This window comes from Burkholderia lata, assembly GCF_902499335.1.
Taxonomy (GTDB): domain Bacteria; phylum Pseudomonadota; class Gammaproteobacteria; order Burkholderiales; family Burkholderiaceae; genus Burkholderia; species Burkholderia lata_B.
Map to the genome: position 1 here is coordinate 82,496 of NZ_CABVQK010000015.1, position 23,144 is coordinate 105,639.

21 protein-coding genes and 1 pseudogene are annotated in these 23,144 nt (G+C 63.2%); 15 read left to right on the top strand and 7 right to left on the bottom strand.

Annotated features, from left to right (window positions below; genetic code table 11):
• The first annotated feature begins 674 nt into the window (after positions 1–674).
• Positions 675–1,742, top strand: coding sequence for a LysR family transcriptional regulator (locus BCO18175_RS31375; protein ID WP_254608195.1), 1,068 nt, complete (start codon positions 675–677; stop codon positions 1,740–1,742).
• A 35-nt stretch (positions 1,743–1,777) separates the two neighbouring features.
• On the opposite strand, the gene BCO18175_RS31380 is transcribed toward BCO18175_RS31375, so the two are convergent.
• Together BCO18175_RS31380 and BCO18175_RS31385 are read right to left on the bottom strand one after the other, a co-directional pair.
• Complete coding sequence (locus BCO18175_RS31380; RefSeq protein ID WP_174986664.1) at positions 1,778–2,437, bottom strand: TetR/AcrR family transcriptional regulator; 660 nt, start codon at positions 2,435–2,437, stop codon at positions 1,778–1,780.
• Positions 2,438–2,565: 128 nt separating this feature from the next.
• Positions 2,566–3,132: pseudogene (locus BCO18175_RS31385) on the bottom strand (porin); the annotation flags it as partial.
• Here BCO18175_RS31385 and BCO18175_RS31390 point away from each other — a divergent pair.
• Both BCO18175_RS31390 and BCO18175_RS31395 read left to right on the top strand, forming a co-directional pair.
• Entirely contained in the window at positions 3,119–3,574 is a 456-nt protein-coding gene (locus tag BCO18175_RS31390) for an SDR family NAD(P)-dependent oxidoreductase (protein ID WP_254608196.1), read from the top strand. The pseudogene BCO18175_RS31385 and the gene BCO18175_RS31390 sit on opposite strands and share 14 nt — an antisense overlap.
• Positions 3,508–3,966, top strand: coding sequence for a hypothetical protein (locus BCO18175_RS31395; RefSeq protein ID WP_174986666.1), 459 nt, complete (start codon positions 3,508–3,510; stop codon positions 3,964–3,966). The genes BCO18175_RS31390 and BCO18175_RS31395 overlap by 67 nt, the downstream gene beginning before the upstream one ends.
• Before the next feature lie 87 nt (positions 3,967–4,053).
• Here BCO18175_RS31395 and BCO18175_RS31400 read toward each other — a convergent pair whose 3' ends face one another.
• On the bottom strand, positions 4,054–4,920 hold the full coding sequence (locus BCO18175_RS31400) for an oxidoreductase (RefSeq protein ID WP_174986668.1): 867 nt from the start codon (positions 4,918–4,920) through the stop codon (positions 4,054–4,056).
• A gap of 46 nt (positions 4,921–4,966) precedes the next feature.
• Positions 4,967–5,926 carry an oxidoreductase gene (locus BCO18175_RS31405; protein WP_254608197.1) on the bottom strand — a complete coding sequence of 320 codons (960 nt, stop codon included), beginning with the start codon at positions 5,924–5,926 and terminating at the stop codon, positions 4,967–4,969.
• A 109-nt stretch (positions 5,927–6,035) separates the two neighbouring features.
• On the opposite strand from BCO18175_RS31405, the gene BCO18175_RS31410 reads away from it, so the two are divergent.
• The 3 genes from BCO18175_RS31410 to BCO18175_RS31420 all read left to right on the top strand — a co-directional run bounded on the left by BCO18175_RS31410 (position 6,036) and on the right by BCO18175_RS31420 (position 9,097).
• Positions 6,036–7,004, top strand: a complete 969-nt coding sequence (locus tag BCO18175_RS31410; RefSeq protein ID WP_174986670.1) for an AraC family transcriptional regulator — start codon at positions 6,036–6,038, stop codon at positions 7,002–7,004.
• 425 nt (positions 7,005–7,429) lie between these two features.
• Positions 7,430–8,188, top strand: a complete 759-nt coding sequence (locus BCO18175_RS31415; protein WP_174986672.1) for an SDR family NAD(P)-dependent oxidoreductase — start codon at positions 7,430–7,432, stop codon at positions 8,186–8,188.
• A 345-nt stretch (positions 8,189–8,533) separates the two neighbouring features.
• Positions 8,534–9,097 (top strand): DUF2889 domain-containing protein, encoded by a 564-nt coding sequence (locus BCO18175_RS31420; RefSeq protein ID WP_174986674.1) that lies wholly within the window; start codon positions 8,534–8,536, stop codon positions 9,095–9,097.
• Between the two features lie 100 nt (positions 9,098–9,197).
• Here BCO18175_RS31420 and BCO18175_RS31425 read toward each other — a convergent pair whose 3' ends face one another.
• Positions 9,198–10,043, bottom strand: coding sequence for a helix-turn-helix transcriptional regulator (locus BCO18175_RS31425; protein ID WP_174986676.1), 846 nt, complete (start codon positions 10,041–10,043; stop codon positions 9,198–9,200).
• A gap of 319 nt (positions 10,044–10,362) precedes the next feature.
• On the opposite strand from BCO18175_RS31425, the gene BCO18175_RS31430 reads away from it, so the two are divergent.
• The 4 genes from BCO18175_RS31430 (at position 10,363) to BCO18175_RS31445 (ending at position 15,471) form a co-directional block, all read left to right on the top strand.
• Positions 10,363–10,851 (top strand): cupin domain-containing protein, encoded by a 489-nt coding sequence (locus tag BCO18175_RS31430; RefSeq protein WP_174986678.1) that lies wholly within the window; start codon positions 10,363–10,365, stop codon positions 10,849–10,851.
• A gap of 22 nt (positions 10,852–10,873) precedes the next feature.
• Entirely contained in the window at positions 10,874–12,340 is a 1,467-nt protein-coding gene (locus BCO18175_RS31435; protein WP_174986681.1) for an aldehyde dehydrogenase, read from the top strand.
• A 48-nt stretch (positions 12,341–12,388) separates the two neighbouring features.
• Positions 12,389–14,023, top strand: a complete 1,635-nt coding sequence (locus BCO18175_RS31440) for a GMC family oxidoreductase (RefSeq protein WP_174986683.1) — start codon at positions 12,389–12,391, stop codon at positions 14,021–14,023.
• Between the two features lie 77 nt (positions 14,024–14,100).
• Positions 14,101–15,471 (top strand): MmgE/PrpD family protein, encoded by a 1,371-nt coding sequence (locus BCO18175_RS31445; protein WP_174986685.1) that lies wholly within the window; start codon positions 14,101–14,103, stop codon positions 15,469–15,471.
• Positions 15,472–15,477: 6 nt separating this feature from the next.
• On the opposite strand, the gene BCO18175_RS31450 is transcribed toward BCO18175_RS31445, so the two are convergent.
• Together BCO18175_RS31450 and BCO18175_RS31455 are read right to left on the bottom strand one after the other, a co-directional pair.
• Positions 15,478–16,572 (bottom strand): potassium channel family protein, encoded by a 1,095-nt coding sequence (locus BCO18175_RS31450; RefSeq protein WP_174986687.1) that lies wholly within the window; start codon positions 16,570–16,572, stop codon positions 15,478–15,480.
• Positions 16,573–16,654: 82 nt separating this feature from the next.
• A complete protein-coding gene (locus BCO18175_RS31455) occupies positions 16,655–17,989 on the bottom strand; it encodes an NAD(P)/FAD-dependent oxidoreductase (RefSeq protein WP_174986689.1) in 1,335 nt (444 codons plus the stop codon).
• Between the two features lie 224 nt (positions 17,990–18,213).
• Between BCO18175_RS31455 and BCO18175_RS31460 the strand changes: the two genes are divergently transcribed.
• From BCO18175_RS31460 to BCO18175_RS31480, 5 genes are all read left to right on the top strand, one after another.
• Positions 18,214–19,068, top strand: a complete 855-nt coding sequence (locus tag BCO18175_RS31460) for a helix-turn-helix domain-containing protein (protein ID WP_006485970.1) — start codon at positions 18,214–18,216, stop codon at positions 19,066–19,068.
• Positions 19,069–19,194: 126 nt separating this feature from the next.
• A complete protein-coding gene (locus BCO18175_RS31465) occupies positions 19,195–20,862 on the top strand; it encodes an ATP-binding domain-containing protein (RefSeq protein WP_174986692.1) in 1,668 nt (555 codons plus the stop codon).
• Between the two features lie 197 nt (positions 20,863–21,059).
• Positions 21,060–22,280, top strand: a complete 1,221-nt coding sequence (locus tag BCO18175_RS31470; protein ID WP_174986694.1) for a DUF6402 family protein — start codon at positions 21,060–21,062, stop codon at positions 22,278–22,280.
• Complete coding sequence (locus tag BCO18175_RS31475; RefSeq protein WP_174986696.1) at positions 22,247–22,651, top strand: hypothetical protein; 405 nt, start codon at positions 22,247–22,249, stop codon at positions 22,649–22,651. The genes BCO18175_RS31470 and BCO18175_RS31475 overlap by 34 nt, the downstream gene beginning before the upstream one ends.
• Before the next feature lie 6 nt (positions 22,652–22,657).
• Entirely contained in the window at positions 22,658–23,077 is a 420-nt protein-coding gene (locus tag BCO18175_RS31480) for a hypothetical protein (RefSeq protein WP_174986698.1), read from the top strand.
• Positions 23,078–23,144: the final 67 nt, after the last annotated feature.

Genomic DNA, 23,144 nt, shown 5'->3' on the forward strand with positions numbered 1-23,144 from the left:
CCGGATTCGACGATTTCTGCGCGCAGCATGAATCCCACCCATTCAGTAGGTGTACTGATCTATAAGAAAGGACGTGAGCGGTCCCGGACATCCCGCCCGCTCACGCACCACCCTTCGCAACGATTCACCCGTGCAAATGACGCGTGCGATGCGACGGGGCATCCACCCGACGTGGCGGGCATGCAACCCGGGTTGACGGGCGCCTGTCGTGCCGGGGGCGGAAACACAGCGCGCCGCGCGCTATCCGTCCCCGATGGCCGGAATCCTCATGGTCGAATTTTATTCATCACTTGTTGATTTAATGCGATGGTAGGGCATCCGTCGTGACGCTGTCAACCGTTCGATCGTCAACCATGCGATCGACGGTACGCTCGTGGCGGCGTCAGGCCAGGCACCAGGCGGCTCTTACGAGGAGGAACAGGCCGCAGCTAGAAGTGCCGCTCAGATCGAGGTAACGAAACACCAGATGCTCGTGCAGATGGGGAATTTCAGCGATTGAACCGCCCGGATGAACGGTCGACATCGAATCCGGCACGCGTGTCGACAGGATTACCGCCCGCCCATGACGCCGGCTCGATCGACGCGATAACACGCAGTGGATGGCATGACGATGTGAAGCGGTCGCGGGCATGCTTCACGCAGGATCATTTTTGCGATATCATTTTATTCAACACATGTTGAATATTGTTGGCAGACGATGCCGACGACCGTTCCCATGCACAAGCCGCGCCCATCGATTGAAAGGTGCGACATGCCCGGGACGGAAACGGCGCCTGAACCCGGAAAGCGAAATGGACAAACTTCAATCGATGCGGTCGTTCGTACAGGTCGTGAACGACGGGAGCTTTATCCGTGCGGCCACCCGCCTCGGCATCTCTCAAATGATGATCAGCCGTCGCGTCAACTGGCTCGAGGAACAACTGGAAAGGCGCCTGCTCGTCCGCAGAACGCGGAGTGTGTCGCTTACGGATTTCGGGAAGACGTACTACACGCGTGTCAGCGGCATTCTCGCGAAGCTCGACGAAGTCGAGCACGCGGTATCGGTGCCGACGCAAACGCCGTCCGGAACCCTGCGCGTAGCGGTCTCCGTCGGCCTGTCGCTGCGGCACCTGTCGTCGTGCCTGCGTGACTATTGCGATTCGTATCCGGAGGTACTTCCGGTCCCCGTGCTGGTCGATCGCCCCGTCGATCTGGTCGCCGACGGATACGATGCCGGCATCGTCAACCTGTCGTCGTTGTCATGCACGAGCCTCGTCGCACGCGCAGTCTTCAGCGCGCCGCTCATCGCCGTTGCATCACCCGGCTATCTTCAGCGGCGCGGTGACCCGACGCGCCCGGAGGAGCTGGCCGAGCACGCGTATCTCGCGATCTCGGGCCCCCACCGCGGAAAATCCGAGCTTCAACTGGACAGTGCCGACGGCACCGTGACGGTCACCTGCAACCCGGCCTTCGTGGCCAACAATATCGATTTCCTGATGCAGATGGTCCTGTCGGGCGCAGGAATCGCGTTGATTCAGCCCGCACTGGTTCAACGGGAACTCGAGCAAGGCACGCTGAAGCGCGTCCTTCCGGATCACTGGGCGCCCGCGCCGACGTTCGGTATCGTCTACCCCAGCCGTCGCCACTTGCCCGCCAAGGTACGAACCTTCATCGACCATCTGCTGGCGACGTTCGACGAATCGGCAACCGCACCGCACTGCCCCACACCGGCGCAATACCAGGCCACCGCGGCTGTTGCGTGACAGCCGCTGCCCGCCCGGCATCCTGACGCGCCAGGCTATCGCAGCAGCCCCATTGCGATATCCAGCACACCTTGCTTGAATTTTTCCGGTTGCTCCGGCAGCGTTGAAAACTTCTCGAGCACGTGCCCGTAAGAGATCGTATTGCTGATCGAATTCACGATCATCGCGTGCAACAACTCGGGATCGTGAGGCTTCATCTTGCCGGCTTCGATTGCATCCTCGAGAAGCGGAATGAGTGCGTCGCGATAGGGGCTGATCAATCTTTCCACGAGTACGTTCAAGCGCTCGCCGTGCTCGGTCGTGGCAGTCGAAAGAAACATGCCGATATCCGGATTTTCGAACACGCTGTCGGTAAGGAGTGTCAATGCCTGCCTGATCCGTTCGATCGGCGACATCCGGCTGTTGCGCAACTGGTTCGTGGTCTCGATCAACTGCGCCAGCTGCGCGGCCAACTGGTCGACGACCGCGGTCCACAGCCCTTCTTTCGATCCGAAATGATGTGCCATCAATGCAGGATCGACGCCCGCGAGACCCGCAATCTCCCGCACGCTGGTGGCAGCGTAGCCCTGCTTGGCAAACCGCTGTCGCGCACATCGCAGCAGCGAATCGAAACCCACATGCGCAGTGCCGGACGGGCGCCCCCTGGTACGTTTGGCAGTGGGCTGGCGCTTGGCCGAAGTATCGGAGCTGGGCATGCTGGAATAGCGTCGAGGGCGGGAAGATGTCGAAGTATACCAAGCGCATGTTGAGCGCCCAAGGCGATGATCGCTCGAACGCGCCGCGATCGCTCACCCGGACATCCCCGCCACGCCGCCCCCACCGTTCAGAAGAAATGCCGGATACCGATATCCGCACCCACGGTCGTCCCCTGGACCCCGTACAGCGCCCCGTCGGCCGAAATACCGGTATTCATCGTGCCGTGGTTGTTCACGACAGCGACTTGCGCGTAGAGCGCGGTGCTTTTCGAGAGGTTGTAGGTGGCCCCGGCGGCCCCCATGATGGAATGATTCGCCGTGTGGTTCCGGTCACTGGTGAAATAGATTCCGCCGTTGAGATTCAGCTGCGGCGTGACATAACTGTCGAGCCCCGCACTGTAGACGTTGGAATCGTACGATTGCGCCACCTTGTAGTTGACGAACTGCGCCTTCGCCGTGACGGCGCCGAAATTGTAGATTGCGCCGATCGCGCGCCCCCAGAATGCGACCGTTGTCGGGACCGGCGTCGACACGGTACCGCCACTGTTGCCGGAATAGACTCCCGCACTGATCAGGAGATTGCCGACCGTGTATTTCAGGCTCGCCGAATACTGACGGTCGGCCTGGAAATTGCCGGCTGCTCCACCCAGTGCCAGCATCGCCTTGCCCTGCAAGCCGGCGATGGTCGGGCTGGTGGCCTTTCCCGGCAGCGGCCTGTACAACGCGTCCAAGTTTGCGCTGGAAGGTTTCACCGAGGCGCTGCACCACGAGGTCAAGCCGTTCGGTATCCGCGTGACGCTGGTCGAGCCGGGCGCGTTCCGCACCGGCTTCGCGGGCAGCGCGGCGATGAAGGCCGAACACCGGATCGCCGCCTACGCGCCGCTGGATGCCGGGATGGACGAGTACTACACCACGCAGAACGGCCAGCAGATGGGCGACCCGGTCAAGGGCATGCAGGTGGTCGTCGACATGGTGGCTGACGACACCGCGCCGGTTCGCCTGATGCTGGGCGAGGACGCCTACCAGCTGTGGGACGGCGCCGTCGCGTCGCGTAACCGCGATCTCGGCGCATGGCGCGCACGTGGCGAGGACACGGCTATTCCGGGCGCAGTGAAGAACACCGCTCAGGCTCTCTGAGAGATTTGAATCCTGCCCGGCCGATTCGCGAATGCGGGTGCCGGCAGGGTCGACTCGCCATGCCGATCGCCTCGGGGCGGCGTCCCGGCGGGTTGTGCGATCCGGCGCACGACGTCAAAGCGATCATCGACGGCTACACCGCGTTTTCATTCGCGTCGCGAAAAACCGGTGCGCTGCCTCCCGTCGTCAAGGCGCTGCCGTATGTCGCAGTCGACATATCGACGACGCACCTGATCGAGCCGGGCGTGCGCATTCAGACGCGCAATCCCCTTCGCTATCGCGCAACGCTGGCGCAAGTGCCGCAGGTCATGCAACGCGTGCGCTGCGTCGACATGCAGCGCTCTTTGCCGGATGTCCGTCACTTGCAATCCGCTACGCCTGCGTCGGTTTGACCGGCGGAATTCCTGCCGGTCATCCTGACTGAAGAGGGGCCGGTCGACCACATCGACCGGCCCCTCTTCCTTCGCACTGCGAGCGCGTTACAGCCGGATTTCCTCCAGTTCGGCGCCGTCGAATGCGGTGTCCTCGCCACTTGCACGCCAGCTGTCGATATCCTGAATACGCTTCGCGATGGTCGCATCCCAGATCGAGAACGCATCCCGGCCCAGCATCAGGCGCACGGGCGGTGCGTCGCTTGCGACGACTTCCAGCATGCGCCGCGCGGCCTTGGCGGGATCGCCCATCTGCTTGCCGGCGGAGTGCGCGAGATAGGCTTCGAACGGCTCGACCATGGGCCGGTAAGCATCGATACGCTGCACGGGCCGCATGTTGACGTCGCCCGCGAACTCGGTGCGGAACGCGCCGGGTTCGACCAGCGTGACGTGAATGCCGAGCGGCCTGGCCTCGATCGCCAGCGCTTCGGTCCAGCCCTCGATCGCGAATTTCGCTGCACAGTACGGGCCCGCGGCGTTCATCGACACCAGCCCCGCAATGCTGCTCACGGTGAGCACGTGACCGGAGCCCTGCGTGCGCATCTGCGGCAGCACCGCGCGGGTCATCTCAGCAGCGGCGAAGAAATTCAGCTCCATCTGCTCGCGCAACTGATCGAGGCTGAACTCCTCGCAGGCACCGGCCACCCCTCGACCGGCGACGTTGGCCAGCACGTCGATGCGACCGAAGCGCGCCAGCGTATCGGCCACGGCCTTGTCTCGTGCTGCGGCGTCGGTCACGTCCACGGCCAGCGGCAGCACGCGATCTTCATGCCCCTGCGCGATGGCTTGCAGTCGATCCAGACGACGGGCGGTGACGGCAATGCTGTCGCCGTTGGCGATGACGGCCTCGGCCAGTGCCTTGCCGAAGCCCGACGATGCACCCGTGACCAGCCAGACTTTTGGCTTCTTGCTCATATCGATTCCTTTGCAATCCTGATTCAATGAACGTGAACGTATGCGCTCAAGCGCCGCCGATCGGCGTCAATTGCGCGTCGTCGTAGGCCGTGGCCTCGCCCTTCTCGCGCCACGCGGAAATATCGGTATCGCGCGCGGCCGCCGTCTTTTCCCAGAGCTGATACGCGTCGGCGCCGAGCATCAATCTCAGCGGCGGCGTATCGCTGTCGACCGCTTCGATCATCAGTCGCGCGGCCTTGTCCGGGTCTCCCGGCTGCCGGCCGCTCTCGCTCTCGAGGAACTGCAGAATCGGCTCGACCGTCGGCCGGTATGCGTCAATGGTCTGGTCCGGCCGCATGATCGCCGCGCCATTGAATTCCGTACGGAAACCACCCGGCTCGACGATCGTCACCCGGATGCCCAGCGGCCCGACCTCCTGATGCAGTGTCTCGCTCCATCCTTCGAGCGCGAATTTCGCGGCGCAATAGAGTGCGCAGGCCGGAATGGGCGCGAGACCCGCGATGCTGGTCAGGTTGAGGATGTGCCCGGCGCCCCGTGCGCGCATATGGGGCAACACTTCCCGCGTCAGCTCGACCGGCGCGATGAAGTTGAGCTCCAGTTGTTCGCGAAGCTGCTCGCCCGAAAACTCTTCCGCCGCACCGCACGATCCCCTGCCCGCGATGTTCGCGAGCACGTCGACCCGCCCGAAGCGCTCCAGCGCCACGCGAACGGCCCGCTGCCGCGCGTCGGCGTTCGTCACATCCATCGTTACCGCCAGTGCACGATCGCCATGCCGGCCGACGATCGCGTCGAGTGCATCGCCCCTGCGCGCCGCCAGCACGGCGCTGTCGCCGACGGCCAGCACCGCTTCCGCCAGCGCCCGCCCGAATCCCGACGACGCGCCGGTAATGAACCACACCATGCTCATGAACCTGCTCCTTGCCGTGTCCGCCCACCATCGGGCTGAAGGAGCGTGCAACGACTGCCGCATGACAATCCGGGCCCAGGCCCGGCGCTCCAGGGACAAAAGGAGATCGGCACGCCGCCTCCTTCGATGCCCCAAGATTAGCGGTTGAGCCTTGGACACTCCATACGATAAAGTCTTTCATTCTTTGTAGATCGTCCAGGAAGCCGCGATGGATCCCCTTTCAGACGTACTCACGCTCCTGAAGCCGCGCAGCCAGTTCTACGCGTCGCTCGATGCGGCGGGAGACTGGTCCTTTTCGTTTCCGGCCAATCCGGGCATCAAGTTCACCGCCGTGGTACGCGGCAGCTGCTGGGGCATCGTCGACGACCTTGCCGAACCCGTACGGTTCAACCCGGGCGACTGCTTCCTGTTGAACAGCGGCCGTCGTTTCGTGCTCTCGTCCGATCCCGCACTGCCGCCTGCCGACAGCCAGCCGGTCATGGACGCCGCGGCCCGCGATGGCGTGGCGGTCTGGAACGGCGGCGGCGAAGTGCTGCTGATCAGCGGGCGCTTCGACGTTTCCGCGAGCCACGCCGCGCCGTTGTTCGACACGCTGCCGGCGATCGTCAATGTCCCGAGCGCGACGGGTCATGCGGAAGTGCTGCGCTGGTCGCTGGAGCAGCTTGCCGAGGAAGTCCGCCAAGAACGACCGGGTTCGGCGCTGATGGCCACGCACCTCGTCCACTGCATGCTGGTGCAGGTACTGCGGCTTCACCTGGAAACCTCGACCAACCTGTCTCCCGGCTGGTTCCTGGCGCTGTCCGACCGGCAGATCGGTGCGGCCATTCGTGCGATCCATGCCGATCCGGCCCATCCGTGGACGCTCGCGGAACTGGCGAAGATCGCCGGGATGTCGCGTTCGGGCTTCGCGCAACGGTTCAAGGAGCTGGAAGGCGGGACGGCCATCGGCTATGTGACACGCTGGCGCATGCTGACGGCCGCGAATCTCCTGCGCGACGGCGACCAGAGCGTCTCGTCGATCGCCTTCTCGCTCGGCTACGAATCCGAAAGCGCGTTCAGCACGGCGTTCAAGAGGACGATGTCCTGTTCGCCGCTGCAGTACCGGCGCCAGTCCACGCCGTCCGAAGAACGTCGGGACGTAGCCGGCGCGCAGTCGTCCCAGCCGTCCGATATGTAACTCAGCTGCCCGATGACGTGCGGCGACTCGTCATCCTCTTCTGCGCCCCGCGCCGACATCAACCACCACCGAGCGATGGCGATTCGGCAACCCGATTCCATCTCTCGGAACAAATCGACTGAGACACGCTGCGATTCGGGCCCGTCGAAGCGACAATTCCAAAAATGCGAATTTACGGGGCAACTCGATGCGGATACGCTGCACAAGCACTCGAATGCCCCGGACGTAACGCGATATCCGTGTTCGCTACCTGAGCGGCCGCCATCCAGTCGACTGCACGACTGACATCGCGCGGCTGACCCGCTCACCGGTTCACGGCGCACCCCGGAGGTTACCTGCGGCAGCTGCCTCGAGTCGCCCTGCTTTCTCGATAAGTAGTCCTGCATGAAAAGCTGATTCAAGAACAACATTTCCAGGAGACTTGAATGAATCGAATGCTCGGAAAAACCGTGATCATCACCGGCGCTGCCAGCGGCATGGGCGCCGCCAGCGCACGACGCCTCGCGCTCGAAGGTGCGAATGTCCTGGTCACGGATATCCGCGACGATGGCGCCGCGCAGGTTGCGGCGGAGATTCGGGAACAAGGCTTGACCGCGGATCACGCCCGGCTGGACGTCACCCGGGAAGACGATTGGCAGGCCGCCGTCGACAAGGCGCTGGCGCAATGGGGGCAAGTGAACGTTCTCGTGAACAACGCGGGATTGCCCGGCACGCCGGAAACCTGGGACCAGGCCACCCTCGACGGGCTGAGCCAGCTGATCGCGCTGAACCTCAACGGCCAGTTCCTGGGCATCAAGGCGGTCCTGCCTCACATGAAGAAGGCGGGCGGTGGATCGATCGTGAACATGTCGTCGATCGCCGGGATGATCTGTTTCCCCAACCTGCATCCCGGCTACGGTGCATCGAAAGGGGCGAACCGTCTCCTGTCGAAAGGTGCCGCGGTGGATCTGGCAGCGTTCGGCATTCGTGTGAATTCCGTGCATCCGGGCCTGATCCATACCCCGCAGAGCGCGTATCTGTTCGAGGATCCCGAGATCGTGAAGGCCGTCCTTTCCAAGATCCCGCTGTCCCGCCCGGGCAAGCCCGAGGAAGTCGCGAACGTCGTGCTCTTTCTTGCAAGCGACGAGTCGTCCTACGTGACGGGCGCGGAACTGGTAGTCGACGGCGGTTATACGACGCTCTGATGTCGCCGGCGGCCGACATCGGCTGGTAAGCATGCCGGCCGCCCTTTCCGCGCCGAATCGCCGGAGTCACACGCACAAGAAGGCTTCCATGAAGGCAAAGCGGCAATGGCCGCCGGCCGACACATCCATTCCGCTCGCCCCTCCGCTGCGCCCCAGCCTAACGGAAGGTAGATTAAAATCGCCCCCGCGGTACGAAGCTCCGCACCGGTCGCGATATCTATCCATCAACATAGCTTCGCCCCCCGCCACGTCGCGGTCGCACATGCACCGCGATCGCCGTTCCCCAAACCATCGATGCCCGTTCAACGCAACGCACACCCGCCTTGCTCCGAAGGAAATGACGAAATGAAGCTGCCCCCTCCCCAACCACGACAGATGTTGCACGAGCGGCGCGTCATTACCCGGGGTTTTCTACGCGACGATGGCCTGTGGGACATCGAAGGAGAGATCGTCGACGAAAAGGGCTACGACAGTGTGGATCGTGAACGCGGCACGCTGCCCGCCGGCACGCCGTACCACAACATGTGTGCAAGACTGACCGTCGACAACGAACTGAAGATTCACGAAGTGGCCACGTCGATGCCCGCGACGCCGTTCGCGTATTGCCCGGGCGCGAACGATCCCACGCAGTTGCTCGTCGGAAAATCGCTGACGCGCGGTTTCAGGCGTGCAGTTGACGACACCCTCGGCGGCGTGCGGAGTTGCACGCACCTGAGAGACCTGATCCTGTCGATGGCGACGACCGCCTACCAGACGATCTTCTCGTATCAGTCGCAGTTCATGCCCGACCAGGTCGACACGACGTTCGGCAACGACACGCTGCCTTTCTTCATCAACCGTTGCCGGACGTGGGCGGAATCGACGCCGGTCGTCGCCAAGTATTATCCGAAGTACTACCACAAGCCCTGACCGATACCTGCGCCGTGGCGAATCCGTTCGGCGTTCCCGCGCCGATCGGTTCGCCGTTTAGAGGCACGGCCATATGACCCGCCGTAAAAGAGCGGGATGACTAGTTCGGCTCCAGGTAATGCCCCACCGTGCCATACAGATCCATGTACCAGATCACCAGGTCGCGAAAACCACCGATCCCGAAACGCTGATAGAAGCGGCGTCGATAGCAGACGACCGTATCCGCACTGATTCCCAGGTCCAGTGCGATGCCTTCCGTCGACAGGCCGTAGAGCATGCGCGCGGCCACCTGGCCTTCGCGCTTCGGGAAATTCTCGCGGCACAGCGACAGACACCTTTCGATGATGGGCAGTGACGTCAGTGCCCTGGACATCGCCTGCTTTTCCAGTTGCAACGCGTAATGCCGCGCCACCATCGGAAAGGCCACCTCGCCGAGCAGGCGCAATCGATGCTCCTCGTCCGCCGTAAAGCGTCCGCGTACCCGTGACCGGATGCCGGCCAGATAGAGCCGCCCGGACGGACTGTCGCCAATGGCGATGACCCGCTCGCCCACGTCGACGAACTCGTAAAAATCCCGCATTTCCTGGCTCTTGGTACGTACGGTATCGAAGCGAAAGACGGCCGGACCGTGCTCGATGTCATGGTCGTAGCGGGAAAACTCGGAATCGAAGCGCCACACTTTCTGATCGATATAGCGTTCGCTCTGCTGCTCGGCTCTTCCGGTTCCGCTCGCGCAAATGGATGCAACGATCTGCGGTTCGTCGACCGTGCCGCGAAAGATATGCACCTGGTCGACACCAAGCGCCTCGACCAGCAGCCGCGTCACCTCGACTTCGAATGTCGGACGCCCGAAAGAAGCCAGCAGGCTGTTCCACTGGAAGCCGGTACTCCATCGCAAGTCCTTCGCCATCGCTGAAGAAGCGGACCTTTCTACCTTGGTACCCACGTCTGTCTCCATGATTCGTTCGAGTCATGTCTTTCCGAAAAGAATAGCATTCCAGCGCGCCGACATAGACATCACATCACTCTCCGTTTCGCTGTAATCGCGTGTTTCCCGGGACACCGGGCAGGCAAGTTGCCTCGTATCCGGCTCGACGAAACCGGTCACGCAGAGGCAATACGAACGACGACCCAGGGTATTTGCGCCCCCTCGGCAGGTAGCAGACATGCGCTGCCTCACCCGATAGCCTTCTCCCATCCGTTCCGGATTTCCAGAACCGATCGATCGCCGATCGGAAATTTTCGCTGCGTATCAGGAGAAAACAATGGCATTCACCCATCGCCGCATCGTCACGGGCCTCGACAACGAAGGCAAATCCTGCGTGGTATCCGACAACACGTTGAACCGGATTCCCGCGTGCCAGGGCGTGCCGGCCGTGATCTGGAAAACGGACGGCTATCCGGTCAGCAACGCCGGCAACGACGAGGCGGCGGCGCCGTTCGGGACCGACACCTTTTCCAGCTCGACCTTCTTCCTGCTGTTTTCTCCGTCCGCATCCGATGCGCCGTCGGCCTGGCATACGACCGACACGATCGATTATGTCGTTGTCCTGAGCGGCAAGGTGCTCCTCGAACTCGAAACGGGCAGCGTGGAACTCAAGGCAGGCGACCTGATCGTCGATCGCGGGGTCAAGCACAGCTGGCGCGAAACCGGCGGCGAGCCGGCCACGCTGCTGGCCGCGGTCGTCCGCGCCGAACCGCTCGGCACGGGCGCGAGTTTCGGCGACAACTTCGACCAGTACATCAAGGGCTGAGCGCGACGGGCGGAGAACAATCATGATCTGGGAAGGCCGACACGACCGGCTGTACATCGATGGAGCGTGGGTCAACCCGGACTCCACGCACTTCGTCGATCTCGTTTCACCGCTGACCGAGGAGAAGATGGCCAGCGTCATCTCCGCGTCGATAGTGGACGCGGATGCCGCCGTCGCCGCTGCGCGTCGTGCATTCGACCACGGCCCGTGGCCACGCATGTCGCTGCACGAGCGCATGGACGTGATGGCCCGGTTGCGCGAGCTGCTGATCGAGCATGAAAGCCTGATCGCGCACCTCGTCACCGAGGAGATGGGCTGCCCGATCTCGATCTCGCGATGGATGCAGGCGGGCGGGCCCATCAGCATGCTGGGCATGTTCCTCGAGGTGGCGCCGCACTATCCGTTTTCGCAGGTGCGCACCACGGCGACAGGCACTGGCCTCGTGTTACGCGAACCCCTCGGCGTCGTAGCGGCTGTCGTGCCATGGAACGCACCGCTGCAGATCGCGGTCATGAAGCTCGCCCCGGCGCTGCTGGCCGGGAACACCGTCATCCTCAAGCCCGCGCCCGAAACGCCGCTCGATGCCTATCTGCTGGCCGAACTCGCGCAGAAGGCCGGTTTGCCGAAGGGCGTGCTGAACCTGCTCCCTGCCGACCGCGAGGTCAGCGAGTACCTCTGCATGCATCCGGAGGTGGACAAGGTGTCGTTCACGGGTTCCAGCGCCGCCGGCCAGCGCCTCGGGGCGTTGTGCGGAAACGAGATCAAGCGCGTCACGCTGGAACTGGGCGGCAAATCGCCCGCCGTCGTGCTCGACGATGCCGATATCGGCAAGGCGGTGGAGTCACTGCGGATGGGCTCGCTACGCAATTCCGGCCAGGTGTGCAGCAACAAGACGCGGCTGCTCGTCTCGAAACACCGCAAGGACGAACTGATCGACGCGTTCGTCGAGATGGTTCGCTCGATGCCGGTCGGCGATCCGTTCGATCCGCAGACCCAGATCGGGCCGCTCGTCAGTGCCCGTCAACGCGACCGGGTCGAAGGCTATATCGCGAAAGGCAAACAGGAAGCCCGGCTCGTGCTCGGCGGCGGCCGGCCGAAGGGGCTCACGTGCGGCTGGTTCGTGGAGCCCACGATCTTCGCCGACGTCGACCAGGATGCGGTGATCGCGCAGGAAGAAATCTTCGGCCCCGTGATCTCGATCCTGTCCTTCGACACCGACGACGAAGCCGTGGCAATCGCCAACAACTCGGCCTATGGACTGCACGGTGCCGTGTTCTCCGCCGACACCGAACGGGCGGTGAATGTCGCCAGACGTATCCGGACCGGTGCAATCGATATCAACGGTGCCAGCGCGGGCTATCACTCGCCGCTCGGCGGCAGGAAGAAATCCGGGATCGGCCGCGAGGCCGGCATCGAAGGCTTCGATGGCTATGTCGAAATCAAATCGATCGGCTTACCGGTCAGTCATGCAGATCAACTGTCGAGCTGAAGCCGCCCCGGCGAGATGACGCCCTTCCCGGGCACAAGGAAAACGCGCATGGAAATTTATGACTACATCGTCGTGGGTGCCGGCTCGGCGGGCTGTCCTGTTGCCAGCCGCCTGTCGGAAGATCCGCAGAACCGGGTGTTGCTGATCGAGGCAGGCGGGCCGGCCGACAATTTCTGGATTCGCTCGCCGGCGGGCATGGGGCGGCTGTTCCTGGAAAAGCGCTACAACTGGTCGTATTTCACCGAAGCCGGCCCGCAGATTCACGACCGCAAGATCTACTGGCCGCGCGGGCGCACGATGGGCGGCACCAGCGCCGTCAACGGCATGGTCTATATCCGCGGCAATCCGCTGGATTACGAACGCTGGAAAAGCCTCGGCAACGACGGCTGGGGGTGGGAAGACGTGCTGCCCTACTTCAAGCGTTCCGAGTCCAATGCCCGGGGCGCCAGCGCATATCACGGCGCAGACGGCCCGCTGCGGGTTTCCGATCCCGTTACCCGCAGCCCCGCGATCGAGGATTTCATTCGCGCCGCCGACAGTATCGGCATTCCGCATATCGAGGATCTCAACGCGCCGCCTTACGAGGGCGTCGACTTTCAGCAGCATACGATCCGCGACGGACGCCGCGAGACATCCTTCAACGCCTTCATCGAGCCTCACCTGCAGCGCCGCAACCTGACGGTCCTCGGCAATGCGCGCGTCCTGCGCGTGGTGATGCAAGGCAGCGTGGCGACCGGCATCGAGATCCTGCAGAACGGCGAGCGGCGCATCATCGAGGCTGCGCGGGAAATCGTGATCTCGGCAGGCTCGCTCAATTCGCCTCACCTGCTGATGCTGTCGGGCATCGGCGACGGCGCGAAACTGCAGGCCAGGGGCATCGACACGCGCGTGGACCTGCCGGGCGTGGGACAAAACCTCCAGGACCACTGGTTTGCGCCGATGATCCGGAAAGTCACGCCGGGCAGCTCGTATAACCAGCGTCTTTCCGGGTTGCGCAAATATGTCGAAGGTGCGCGCTATCTGCTGACGCGCACCGGCGTCCTGGCGATCTCCGCGTCGCAAGGCGCGGCCTTCGTGCGCAGCTCCGCGGAGATCGGGCAGCCCGATCTGCAACTGGTGCTGCGGCCCCTGTCCTACACCTTCCATCCGAAGGGCGCCGTCATCGTCGACAGCTTCCCCGGTCTCAGCGCCGGCGTGGTGCTGCTCAATCCGGCTTCGCGCGGCTGGGTCGACCTCGCCTCTCCCGATCCGCTCGAAGCGCCTGTCTTCCAGCCCAACTATCTGGCGGCGCCGGACGACGCGATCCGCACGCTGCGCGGCGTGCGCCGGATGCGCGAAATCATGGCTGCCCGGCCGATGGCCGAGCGCGTCGTCGAAGAAATTTCGCCGGGCCCCGGCGCCACCACCGATGAACGCTTGCTCGAGCATCTCAAGACCATCGGCAATTGCGGCTGGCATCAGGTCGGAACCTGCAAGATGGGCATGGATGCGATGGCTGTCGTCGACGCGCGGCTCCGGGTTCATGGCGTGCAGCGCTTGCGCGTCGCCGACGGCGCAATCATGCCGACGATCAACGCCGGCAACACCAACGCGCCCTGCATCATGATCGGCGAGAAAGCGGCCGCCATGATCCGCGAAGACGCATTGCCGCGCCGCGAAACGAGCGGGATGCCCACGCGTTGACCCCATCGCCACGTCGCCCCGCGAACCCCGAAACCAGGAAAACCGCTCACTGCATGCGAGATTGCGAAATGCCTGACATGACTCTCTCCGAACAACTCATCCAGTTCTCCCGTCAGCTCGATTTCTCCGACATCCCCGCCGACGCATTGACCAACGCCAAGCTGCATGTGCTCGATACGATCGGCATCTGCCTCGCCGCATCGCAAGACGACACCGCGCAGGCGGTCAAACGAGCCATGGCGCGCATCGGCACGCACCCGGAATCGTCCATCATCGGCGGCACGGGCAAGTTTTCCGCTGCCGCTGCCGCGCTGATCAATTCCAGCGCAGCCCACGGGCCCGACTTCGACGATACGCATCAAGGTTCGGTGATCCATATCAGTTCGGTGGTCGTGCCCGCGAGCCTCGCCGTCGCGGAATCGGTCGGCGCTAGCGGAAGGGATTTCCTCACTGCAGTCGTCTCCGGTTACGAAACGACGACGAGGCTCGGCATGGCCGCGCCCGGCATCTTCCACATGAGGGGCTACCACGCCACGTCGCTGGTCGGGATCTTCGGCGCGGTCCTGATCGCCGGCAAGCTGAGCGACCTGGACGCCGGCGTGCAATGCAATGCGCTGGGCATCGCGGGGAGCCAGGCGTCGGGCATCCTCGAATGCCTGAATGCGAAGTCCTCGCTCAAGCAGATTCAGCCCGGGTGGGCGGCGTACAGCGGGATCATCGCGAGCATCCTGGCGCAGGAAGGCGTCACGGGCCCGAACACCGTGTTCGAGGGGCGATACGGCTTCTTCAATTCCTTTCTGCCGGAAGGCAACTACGATCTGGAAAAGGCCGCGGCCAATCTCGGGACCACGTGGGAAGTGAACGACATCGCGTACAAGCTGTACCCCTGCTGCCATCACACGCAGGCGTTTCTCGATTGCGTGAAGGAGATCCGCGAAGCGAATCCGTTTTCGCTGGATGACATCGACGAAATCGAATGCGTCATTTCACCGATGCAGGCGGAGCTTCTTTGCCACCCGCGGGAAGATCGCTACGAGCCGAAAACGGCGTACACGGCGAAGTTCAGCCTGCCTTATGTCGTGTCGGTGATGTTGCACCGGGGCAAGGTCGGACTCCGGGAGTTCAGCGACGAAACCATCAAGGACGACAGCATCCTGAAGCTGGCCCGAAGGCTGAAATTCACGGAGTCCGACGATACCGGCTATCCCGGTTCATTCCCCGGGTGGGTCAGGATCAAGCTGAAGGATGCCCGGACCTTCGAGCATCGGATGGCGGCCAATCGCGGCGCGCAGGCCAATCCGGCGAGCGAGGCAGAAATCGTCGGCAAGTTTGAAGACAACGCGTCGATCGCGTTGCCGCGCGAGAAGGTTCATCAGCTCAGAGCGCTGGTGATGGATATCGAGCACGTTCCCGACGTGCGGGCGCTCGCCGCGTGCACATCGATCTGAGCGTGCTCAGATATCCGGATCAGGAATCCGCGCCGACTGGATCACGACCAGCGTATCCCCCGCCTCGATCCGGCACGGCGGGTCCTCGTAGAACGAAAAGATCTTCCCGCATCGATCGAGCCCGACGACGATCGCGCCCGGCACGACGTTCGTCATGCAGCCGACCTCCTGCGGCATCGCCTCGCGCTCCAGCAGCGTCGCGCGGCCGCGGGTCGACAGCATGTCGTTCACGAACGGCACGATATAGCGGCTGTGCACGGCATCCGCGAGCAGCAGCGCGCCGATCTTCGTCGACGACACGATCACGTCGGCGCCCGCCTGCCGCAGTTGCCGCTGGTACAGGTTCTCCTGGATCCGCACGACGATCTTCGTATCGGGCGCGATGCTGCGCACCGACAACGTCAGCAGGATCGCGGTCGGATCGTCGGTCACCGAAATGATCACGGCCTTCGCTTCACGCACCTGTGCCTGCTGCAGCAGATCTTCGTGTGCAGGATCGCCGAGCAAGCCCGCCACGCCGAGCGACGTCGCGGCCTCGATCGCCTGCTGCTGCGAATCGATCACGATGAGCGTCGCCGGATCGACGCCGCTCTCCAGCAGTTCGCGCACCGCGATCGAGCCGGACAGGCCATAACCGCAGACGACGATGTGATCGGACAATTGCTTCTGCAGGCGTTTCATGCGGAATTCCTCGATGACGCGCTGGATCACGAACTGATACGCCGTGCCCAGGAAAATGAACCAGATGACGATGCGGATCGGCACGATGAAGAACGCATCGATCAGGCGCGCCCGCGCGGTGACGGGCACGATGTCGCCGTAGCCGACCGTCGCGACCGTGACCATCGTGAAGTAGACGAGATCGGCGACGGTCATCGGCGTGCTCTTGGTCGAATCGCGCAAGCCGTCGCGATCGAGATACAGCACGAGGAACGCGAGCGTGCACAGCAGCACGACCGCGCCGATACGGAACAGCAGCGTGCGCCGCGGCGACGTCGCGGGGCGCGTGAACAGCGTGCGCGCACGCGGCGCCTGCCACGGATTGCGGGCGCGACGCAGGCGTGAGCGCAACGAGCGGCGCTGGGCGGAGGGCGAAGCCAACGGGGAATCTCCTGAAGGATGCGGGCTCGATTCTACGATGGGTCGGCCGCGACCGGCCGACGTCATCGCGTCGATTCGTCCGTTACAGCATGCTGCGCGGCCGCACCATCGTTCCATCGACGAAGCGCTGCGCGCGAAACGCCGACAGGTCGAGCGACGGCGCGCCCGTGTCGATCCATTCGGCAAGCAGCCGCCCGACGATCGGCCCCATCGCGAAACCGTGGCCGCAGAACCCCGTCGCAATCGCGAGCCCGGACGGCGTACCCGGCGCATCGATCACCGGAATGCCGTCGGGCAGCACGTCGATCAGGCCGGCCCAGGCCTCGACGATCTGCACGTCCTTCAGCGCGGGGAAGATCGTCTTGAGCTTCGCGAGCGCGCGCGGCGCATGCGCGCGATTCGGCTGCGGCTGCGGATCGCGCGGCTCGATCGGCCCGGTCGCGCCGTTGATGCGGGCAAGTGCATCGCGCCACGCAGCCCCGTTCACGTGCAGCCGGAATTTGTCGCGCTGCGACCAGAATTCCGGCCAGAACAGGCTCAAGCCGCGCAGGTGGCCGAGCGTCAGGTCGACGTCGACCTGCATGTCGTCGGCAAGATTGATCGCGCCGTTCTTGCGCTGCCGGATGCCGAGGCCGTGGCCCCACACCGTCGACGCCGACACCGGCGGCACCACATTGGTGCGCATGCAGGTGCCGCGTACGGCTTGCTGCGGCAGCCGGATGCCGACGCCGTCGAGCAGCCGGAAGCTGGTCGCGCCGGCCGCGCAGATCACGCGCCGCGTGCGGATCGTGCCGCGCTCGGTCACGACGCCGGCCACCGCGCCGCCGGCCATCTCGATCGCGGTCACGCCGCAGCCTTCGAAGAAGCGCGCGCCCGCCTCGGCGGCACGCGCGGCGAACGCGGCAGCCACGCGGCGCGGCTCGGCCTGCCCGTCGGTCGCGGTGTACAGCCCGCCGAGCGTGAGTGCCTGCGGCGAAAGGCCGCTGACGCGTTCATCGATCTCCGTGCGCGTCAGCGTGCGCGTGTCGAGCCCGTACTCGCGCGCAACGGCGAGCCACGCATTGAACGACGCCCAGTCCGTTTCGTTGTCCGCAATATAAAGACAGCCGCCCTGCCGCCATTCGAGATCGAAACCGAGGGTTTCCTCTAACCCCTCCCAGATCCGCATGCCGGCCATCATCAGCGGCACCTCGGCCGCTTCGCGCCCCTGCTGCCGAACGAAGCCCCACGCACGTGTCGACTGCTGCCCGGCGATGCGCGACTTGTCGAGCACGACGGCCTTCAGGCCGCGCAGGCCCAGGTAATACGCGGCTGCGCAGCCCATGATGCCGGCGCCGGCGATCACGACGTCGGCTTCGGCCGGGAATGCTGTGTCAGCGAGGGTCAGGGCATCGTGCAGCGGATAGGTTGTCGTCATTGTTTCCTGTCAGGCGTTAATACGTCAGGATACGGGCGGCGGTGGTAACGTCGTGACACACCTTTCACACAAACGCACCTTTCACCGCGCTGAATAACGACCATTTTGCGGTAAAGTTATCTTTTCCGCGCGTGGCCGGTCGGCTCGCCCCTGGACGTCATGAAGACTGTCCGTCGAGACTGCCGCAAGGCGTCGTTCTGAACGTCACGATCCGTTCCCGTAGCATGACCACTGAAGCAATCACCACGGATTCCCTCGCGGTTGCCGAGCGCGTGCGCGAGCTGATGACCCGCAACGGCATCGGCAAGCGCCAGCAGACCACCGAGCTGTGCCGCATCCTCGACCTGAGTTTCTCGCAAGGCCACCGCAAACTGCGCGGCAGCAGCCCCTGGACGCTCGCGCAGATCAAGAAAGTCGCCGAAGCGTACGGCGAACCCGCCGCGCAGCTGTTCGGCGCGCAAACGCTCGACCCCGGCATGGTCGGCGCCTATTCGCAGGAAGCCGTGCTTTACGCAGGCGTCGCCGAGATTCCGTGCACCGCATGGATCGGCGCGCCGCTCGAAGCCGGCGCGCGCCCCGAATTCGTCGCGTATGAACAAAACGGCCGCTGGCGCGTGCTGCGCCACACCGGCGTGCTGTACCAGAACGCGTACGACGTGCACAAGATCGAGATCTATCCGCGCCGCGCGGAGAGCGACAAGCTCGTCGTCGCGGTGATCGACCCCGATCGCGTCAGCGCGACCGAGCTGTGCCGCTATCTCGAACGCCAGGGTTTCGCGACGGCCGCATTCGACGGCCTTGCGCCGTTCGTCGACGCGCTGCAGGGCCAGGCATTCGACGCGGTCCTGACCGAGTGGCTGTTCGACGACAGCACCGCTGCCACCGCGATCAAGGCCGTGCGCACGTCCGACAACCCGGGCGCGCCGATCTTCGTGCTGACGGGCGACCTGCTCACCGGCCGCGCGAGCGAAGCCGACATCAGCGAAGTGATCCGCGCGTTCGACGTGGTTTGCTACGAAAAGCCCGCGCGCATGGCGATCCTCAGCGCCGATCTCGCGAAACGGCTCGCACGCGGGTAACGCCTCCGGGCCGCATCTCCCCCGGACGGTCGACGTCCGCGCGGCACGGCGGTCGTGAACAGGTTCATAGCTCAGTACAATAGCCGCACCTGTTCACGCCCACGCCGGCATCCGCCGCACGACGCCATGGCCCGCCTCATCCCCGACGACTGGAAAAGCCTCGCCGCGATCGGCGCGGCCGAACGCGAGCGCGAAACGCTCGCTGCGCTCGAACGCACGCTGCCCGACAGCTACACCGTGTATCACGGCGTGCACTGGACCCGCGCCGACCAGGGGTTCTCGGTGTTCGGCGAAGCGGCGTTCGTCGTCGTGAGCCCGGCCGGCCGCGTGCTGCTGATCGAGCAGAAAGCCGGCTTCCTGCGCGAAACGCCGAAAGGGCTCGTGAAGGTCTATCTGCAGAAGGAACGCAATGTCCCGATCCAGCTTGCACGCACGCAGGAAACGCTGCACCGGCGCCTGACGGCTGCGCTCGGCGCGGGCGTCTACGGCGTCGAGGCGCTGCTGTACTGCCCGGACTACTCGATCCGCGACGCGTCGATCGCCGGCGTCGCGGCCGACCGCATCGTCGATGCGTCGCGCAAGGCGCAGCTCGCGCAGGTGATCCTGCAGATCCTGCCCGAAGACGACGAGCACTTTCCGAACGCACCGAAACTCCACCATTTCCTCGCGGACGAGCTTGCACTCACGCCCGACACGAGCGCGCTCGTCGGCCAGGCCGGCACGCTCGTCACGCGGCTGTCGGGCGGGCTCGCCGCGTGGGCGCGCCAGCTCGAATTCGCGCCGTTCCGGCTGCGGGTCACCGGCACGGCCGGCTCGGGCAAGACGCAGCTCGCGGTGCAGGCGATGCGCGATGCCGTCGCGGCCGGCAAGCGCGTGCTCTACGTGTGCTTCAACCGGCCGCTCGCCGACTACATCGCGCGCATCGCGCCGCCCGGCGCGAAGATCGCGAACTACCACCAGCTGTGTGACTGGGTCGCGCGCGACGGCGGCTATACGCCCGACTTCCAGGTACCCGGCGAATTCGAGCGGCTCGAAGCGCGCTTCGCGCAAACGCCGATTCCCGAGCATTGGCGCTTCGATGTGCTGGTGGTCGACGAAGGGCAGGATTTCCACGCGCCGTGGGTGGCCGCCCTGGAGCGCTTGCTGGCGCCGGATGGCGCATGGTGGTGGCTGGAAGATCCGCTGCAGAATTTGTACATGCGCGAACCGGTCGCGCTGCCGGGCTGGGTCACGCTGAAGGCGCTCACGAACTACCGCAGCCCGCGCGACCTGCTCGAATTCGTGCGCGACATCGTCGGCCGGGTCGAACCGCTTGCGGCCGAGTTGCGCTCGGGCAGCCCGTTCGACGGTTCGGATCCGTCGGTGTCGGCGTACGGGGAAGAAGGCGCGTCGGGAGACGCACTGGCCGAAGCCTGCATCGACGCGACCAAGCGGGCGATCACGCACGCGCTGTCGCTCGGCTTTCGCAAGCAGGACATCGCGGTGCTCTCGTATCGCGGCCGCGAAGGCTCGGTGCTCGCGCCGCTCGACCAGCTCGGCCCGCACCGGCTCAAGAGCTTCACCGGCAAGTACGACCTGTTCGGCAACCCGGAGTATCGCGAAGGCGACGTGCTGCTCGATTCGATCTATCGCTTCAAGGGCCAGTCGGCGCCGTGCGTGATCCTCACCGAGGTCGACTTCGACGCGCTCGACGCGCGCGCCGCGCGCAAGCTGTTCGTCGGTGCGACACGTGCGACGATGAAGCTGCTGATCGTCGCGTCGTCACGCGCGGCCGCGCAGCTTGGGGCGGGTTGACGCCGGAGAGCGGCTCGTCCGGCACGGGGACGATCTCCGGATCCCCGGCATTACGCGCCGACACAATCGGGCACATTTCGTTTCGCCCCAAACCCTGAACGGGTCGCCCTCTTCGCGATTCCGGCGACCCCTGATGGTTTATCCCCGTGCGGCACGTCGTTACGATGCCTGGCCATTCGCTGCGCACGGGATATTCGATGGCCGACGTAAAGAAGGTGCCGTACTACAAGCCGCGGAAAGGGCTGTTTGGATCAGAGCTGAGGGAATATCAGGGCTCCAGAGGGTGCATTCCCCTTGAGACTCAGAAAGGCGTTTCACTCGACAGACTGGCGCCGGGGGAAAAGCCGCCGCACCCTCTTCCCAAGACGACGCCCGAAGCACCTAGTGTTACCAGGCAGAGTTCTGCATCTGACCCATTGCCGGAAACCGACCAGGCGATGGTCAAGGAACCACCGAAGCCACCAGACGCCGAAGTCTGCGAAAACCCGCCGCCCTTCGACCTTCAAGACGTACCGATTGCGATGGACAATCTGGGCTGGAAGGTCTCAGCCAAACTTGCGCGAATCTGGTTCGCGAGCCCTGCGCATACTTACAATGACAACGCAACTTCAATTCAACCATTGAATGATAGAGCCGTCACTCTTGATTGGGCGTTGAAATTCGGAAACGTCAAAAGGAAGTACGAAAAGCTTCTTAAAAGCGACGTTTTCCGAGACGCAGCTATCGATCTGGCCAAAATTAAGATTTTCAACCGAATCAACAAACGGTTTCTGGAGGAAAGAGGAACAAACCTCAGCCTCAACACCGGCCAATCAACAAAAGATATTCTTCAATTTCATATCGATTGGCAATTTCAGTTTGCCGCAATAAGTGACTGGGATACCCTGGAAAATCTGGCGCCGACCGACCTCACGGGCGCACTGGCAAATTTCAACATCTATGCCGCCATAGGCAACGTTGAGATTTCTGGCGAAAAATATTTCAGATATGAAAAAACGACCAACATTTATTGCACCGACGCAGTCGGGAAAATTACGCACGTGTACATCTACATAAAAGACAACTACTCGTTCAACGGCGGACAATATTTGGGACACTGGAACAAGCACGGCGTAATCATTGCACCTGGCTCACTGCTTACAGGATCAAGCTCACCAAAGCGAGACTCCGATATCGACATCTGGGCAAAGAGCATCAACAGGCCCGTTGACACACGAAAAGGTCTTTTTGGAAAATTCAAGGAACCGGACGTCTATTTTCCCATTTACAACGTAGACTACAGCCGCTGGCGAGAAAAGCATCATCGCGGCGGAGATCTCATGATATATTCAAAACCGGCCTACGTGAAGCTGAAGAAGCCAATTGAACTTAAACTTGGTGAGATATGCAGATTAGAGCCGTCAGATACATTGGCTTAGCCATTATTATTTACCTTGGTATCGGCTTGTTTTTTCACCTCAATCGACCGAACTACGGGCGTTGCGATTTTTATACGAAAGAATTACATGGCGGAAGCAAAGAATTTCATGGCACCACGTATTTTGCGAAGCTGTGCGGAGCCGACATCAAGAACGGAACCGAGATAAAATTTCAAGTTTTGGATGTCAGCGGGAAATTACTTGCGCAGAGATATTTTTCGTATTACGTAAATTCGGCATCCGAGCGAGATTTGATCGATGCCATGGATTCGATCATTTACTACGACAATTCGAAGAGTGATGTGATGAGGTCGATTTCAATTCCGCCAACCAAGTGGGACTGGCTTCGCGCCAGACTGCCCCTCTTTTGAGCACACATGATGAGGCCCGACAGCATCCCGACCTTCCATGATGCGGAGCTCGTCACGATCGACCATCGTCCGGCCGATCAGGAGTTGCGGCTTCGATTCCGTCGAGTCGGCGGCGAAATCCATTCCTTTCGCTTCACCGGCGTCATTTCCCTGCGAATCATCGATTTTACGCAACAGAATGTCGTGTCACGCCTTCTGCTGTCTCCCGTCTATCCGTTTTCGCAGACAGAGGTGCGCCAGTGGCTGAAATGGATAGGCAGCAGGGAGGATTTCGACGCAGCGAATGTCGACGATTCTCGGCTCAATCAGTATCTGGCCGATTTCGACGCCGGTCGAAAGGCGTTGTTCGTACTCGAGCCGTCATGTGGCGCAGAGGTTGCGGTGCTGTGCGAGACGATCCGGCTCGACTCGGGTCCTGACGTCTGACCATCCCGCTAGCGGCGTCGGCACAATCACGACGCCACAATCGCGAATGAATTGAAGCGGGGGCGAA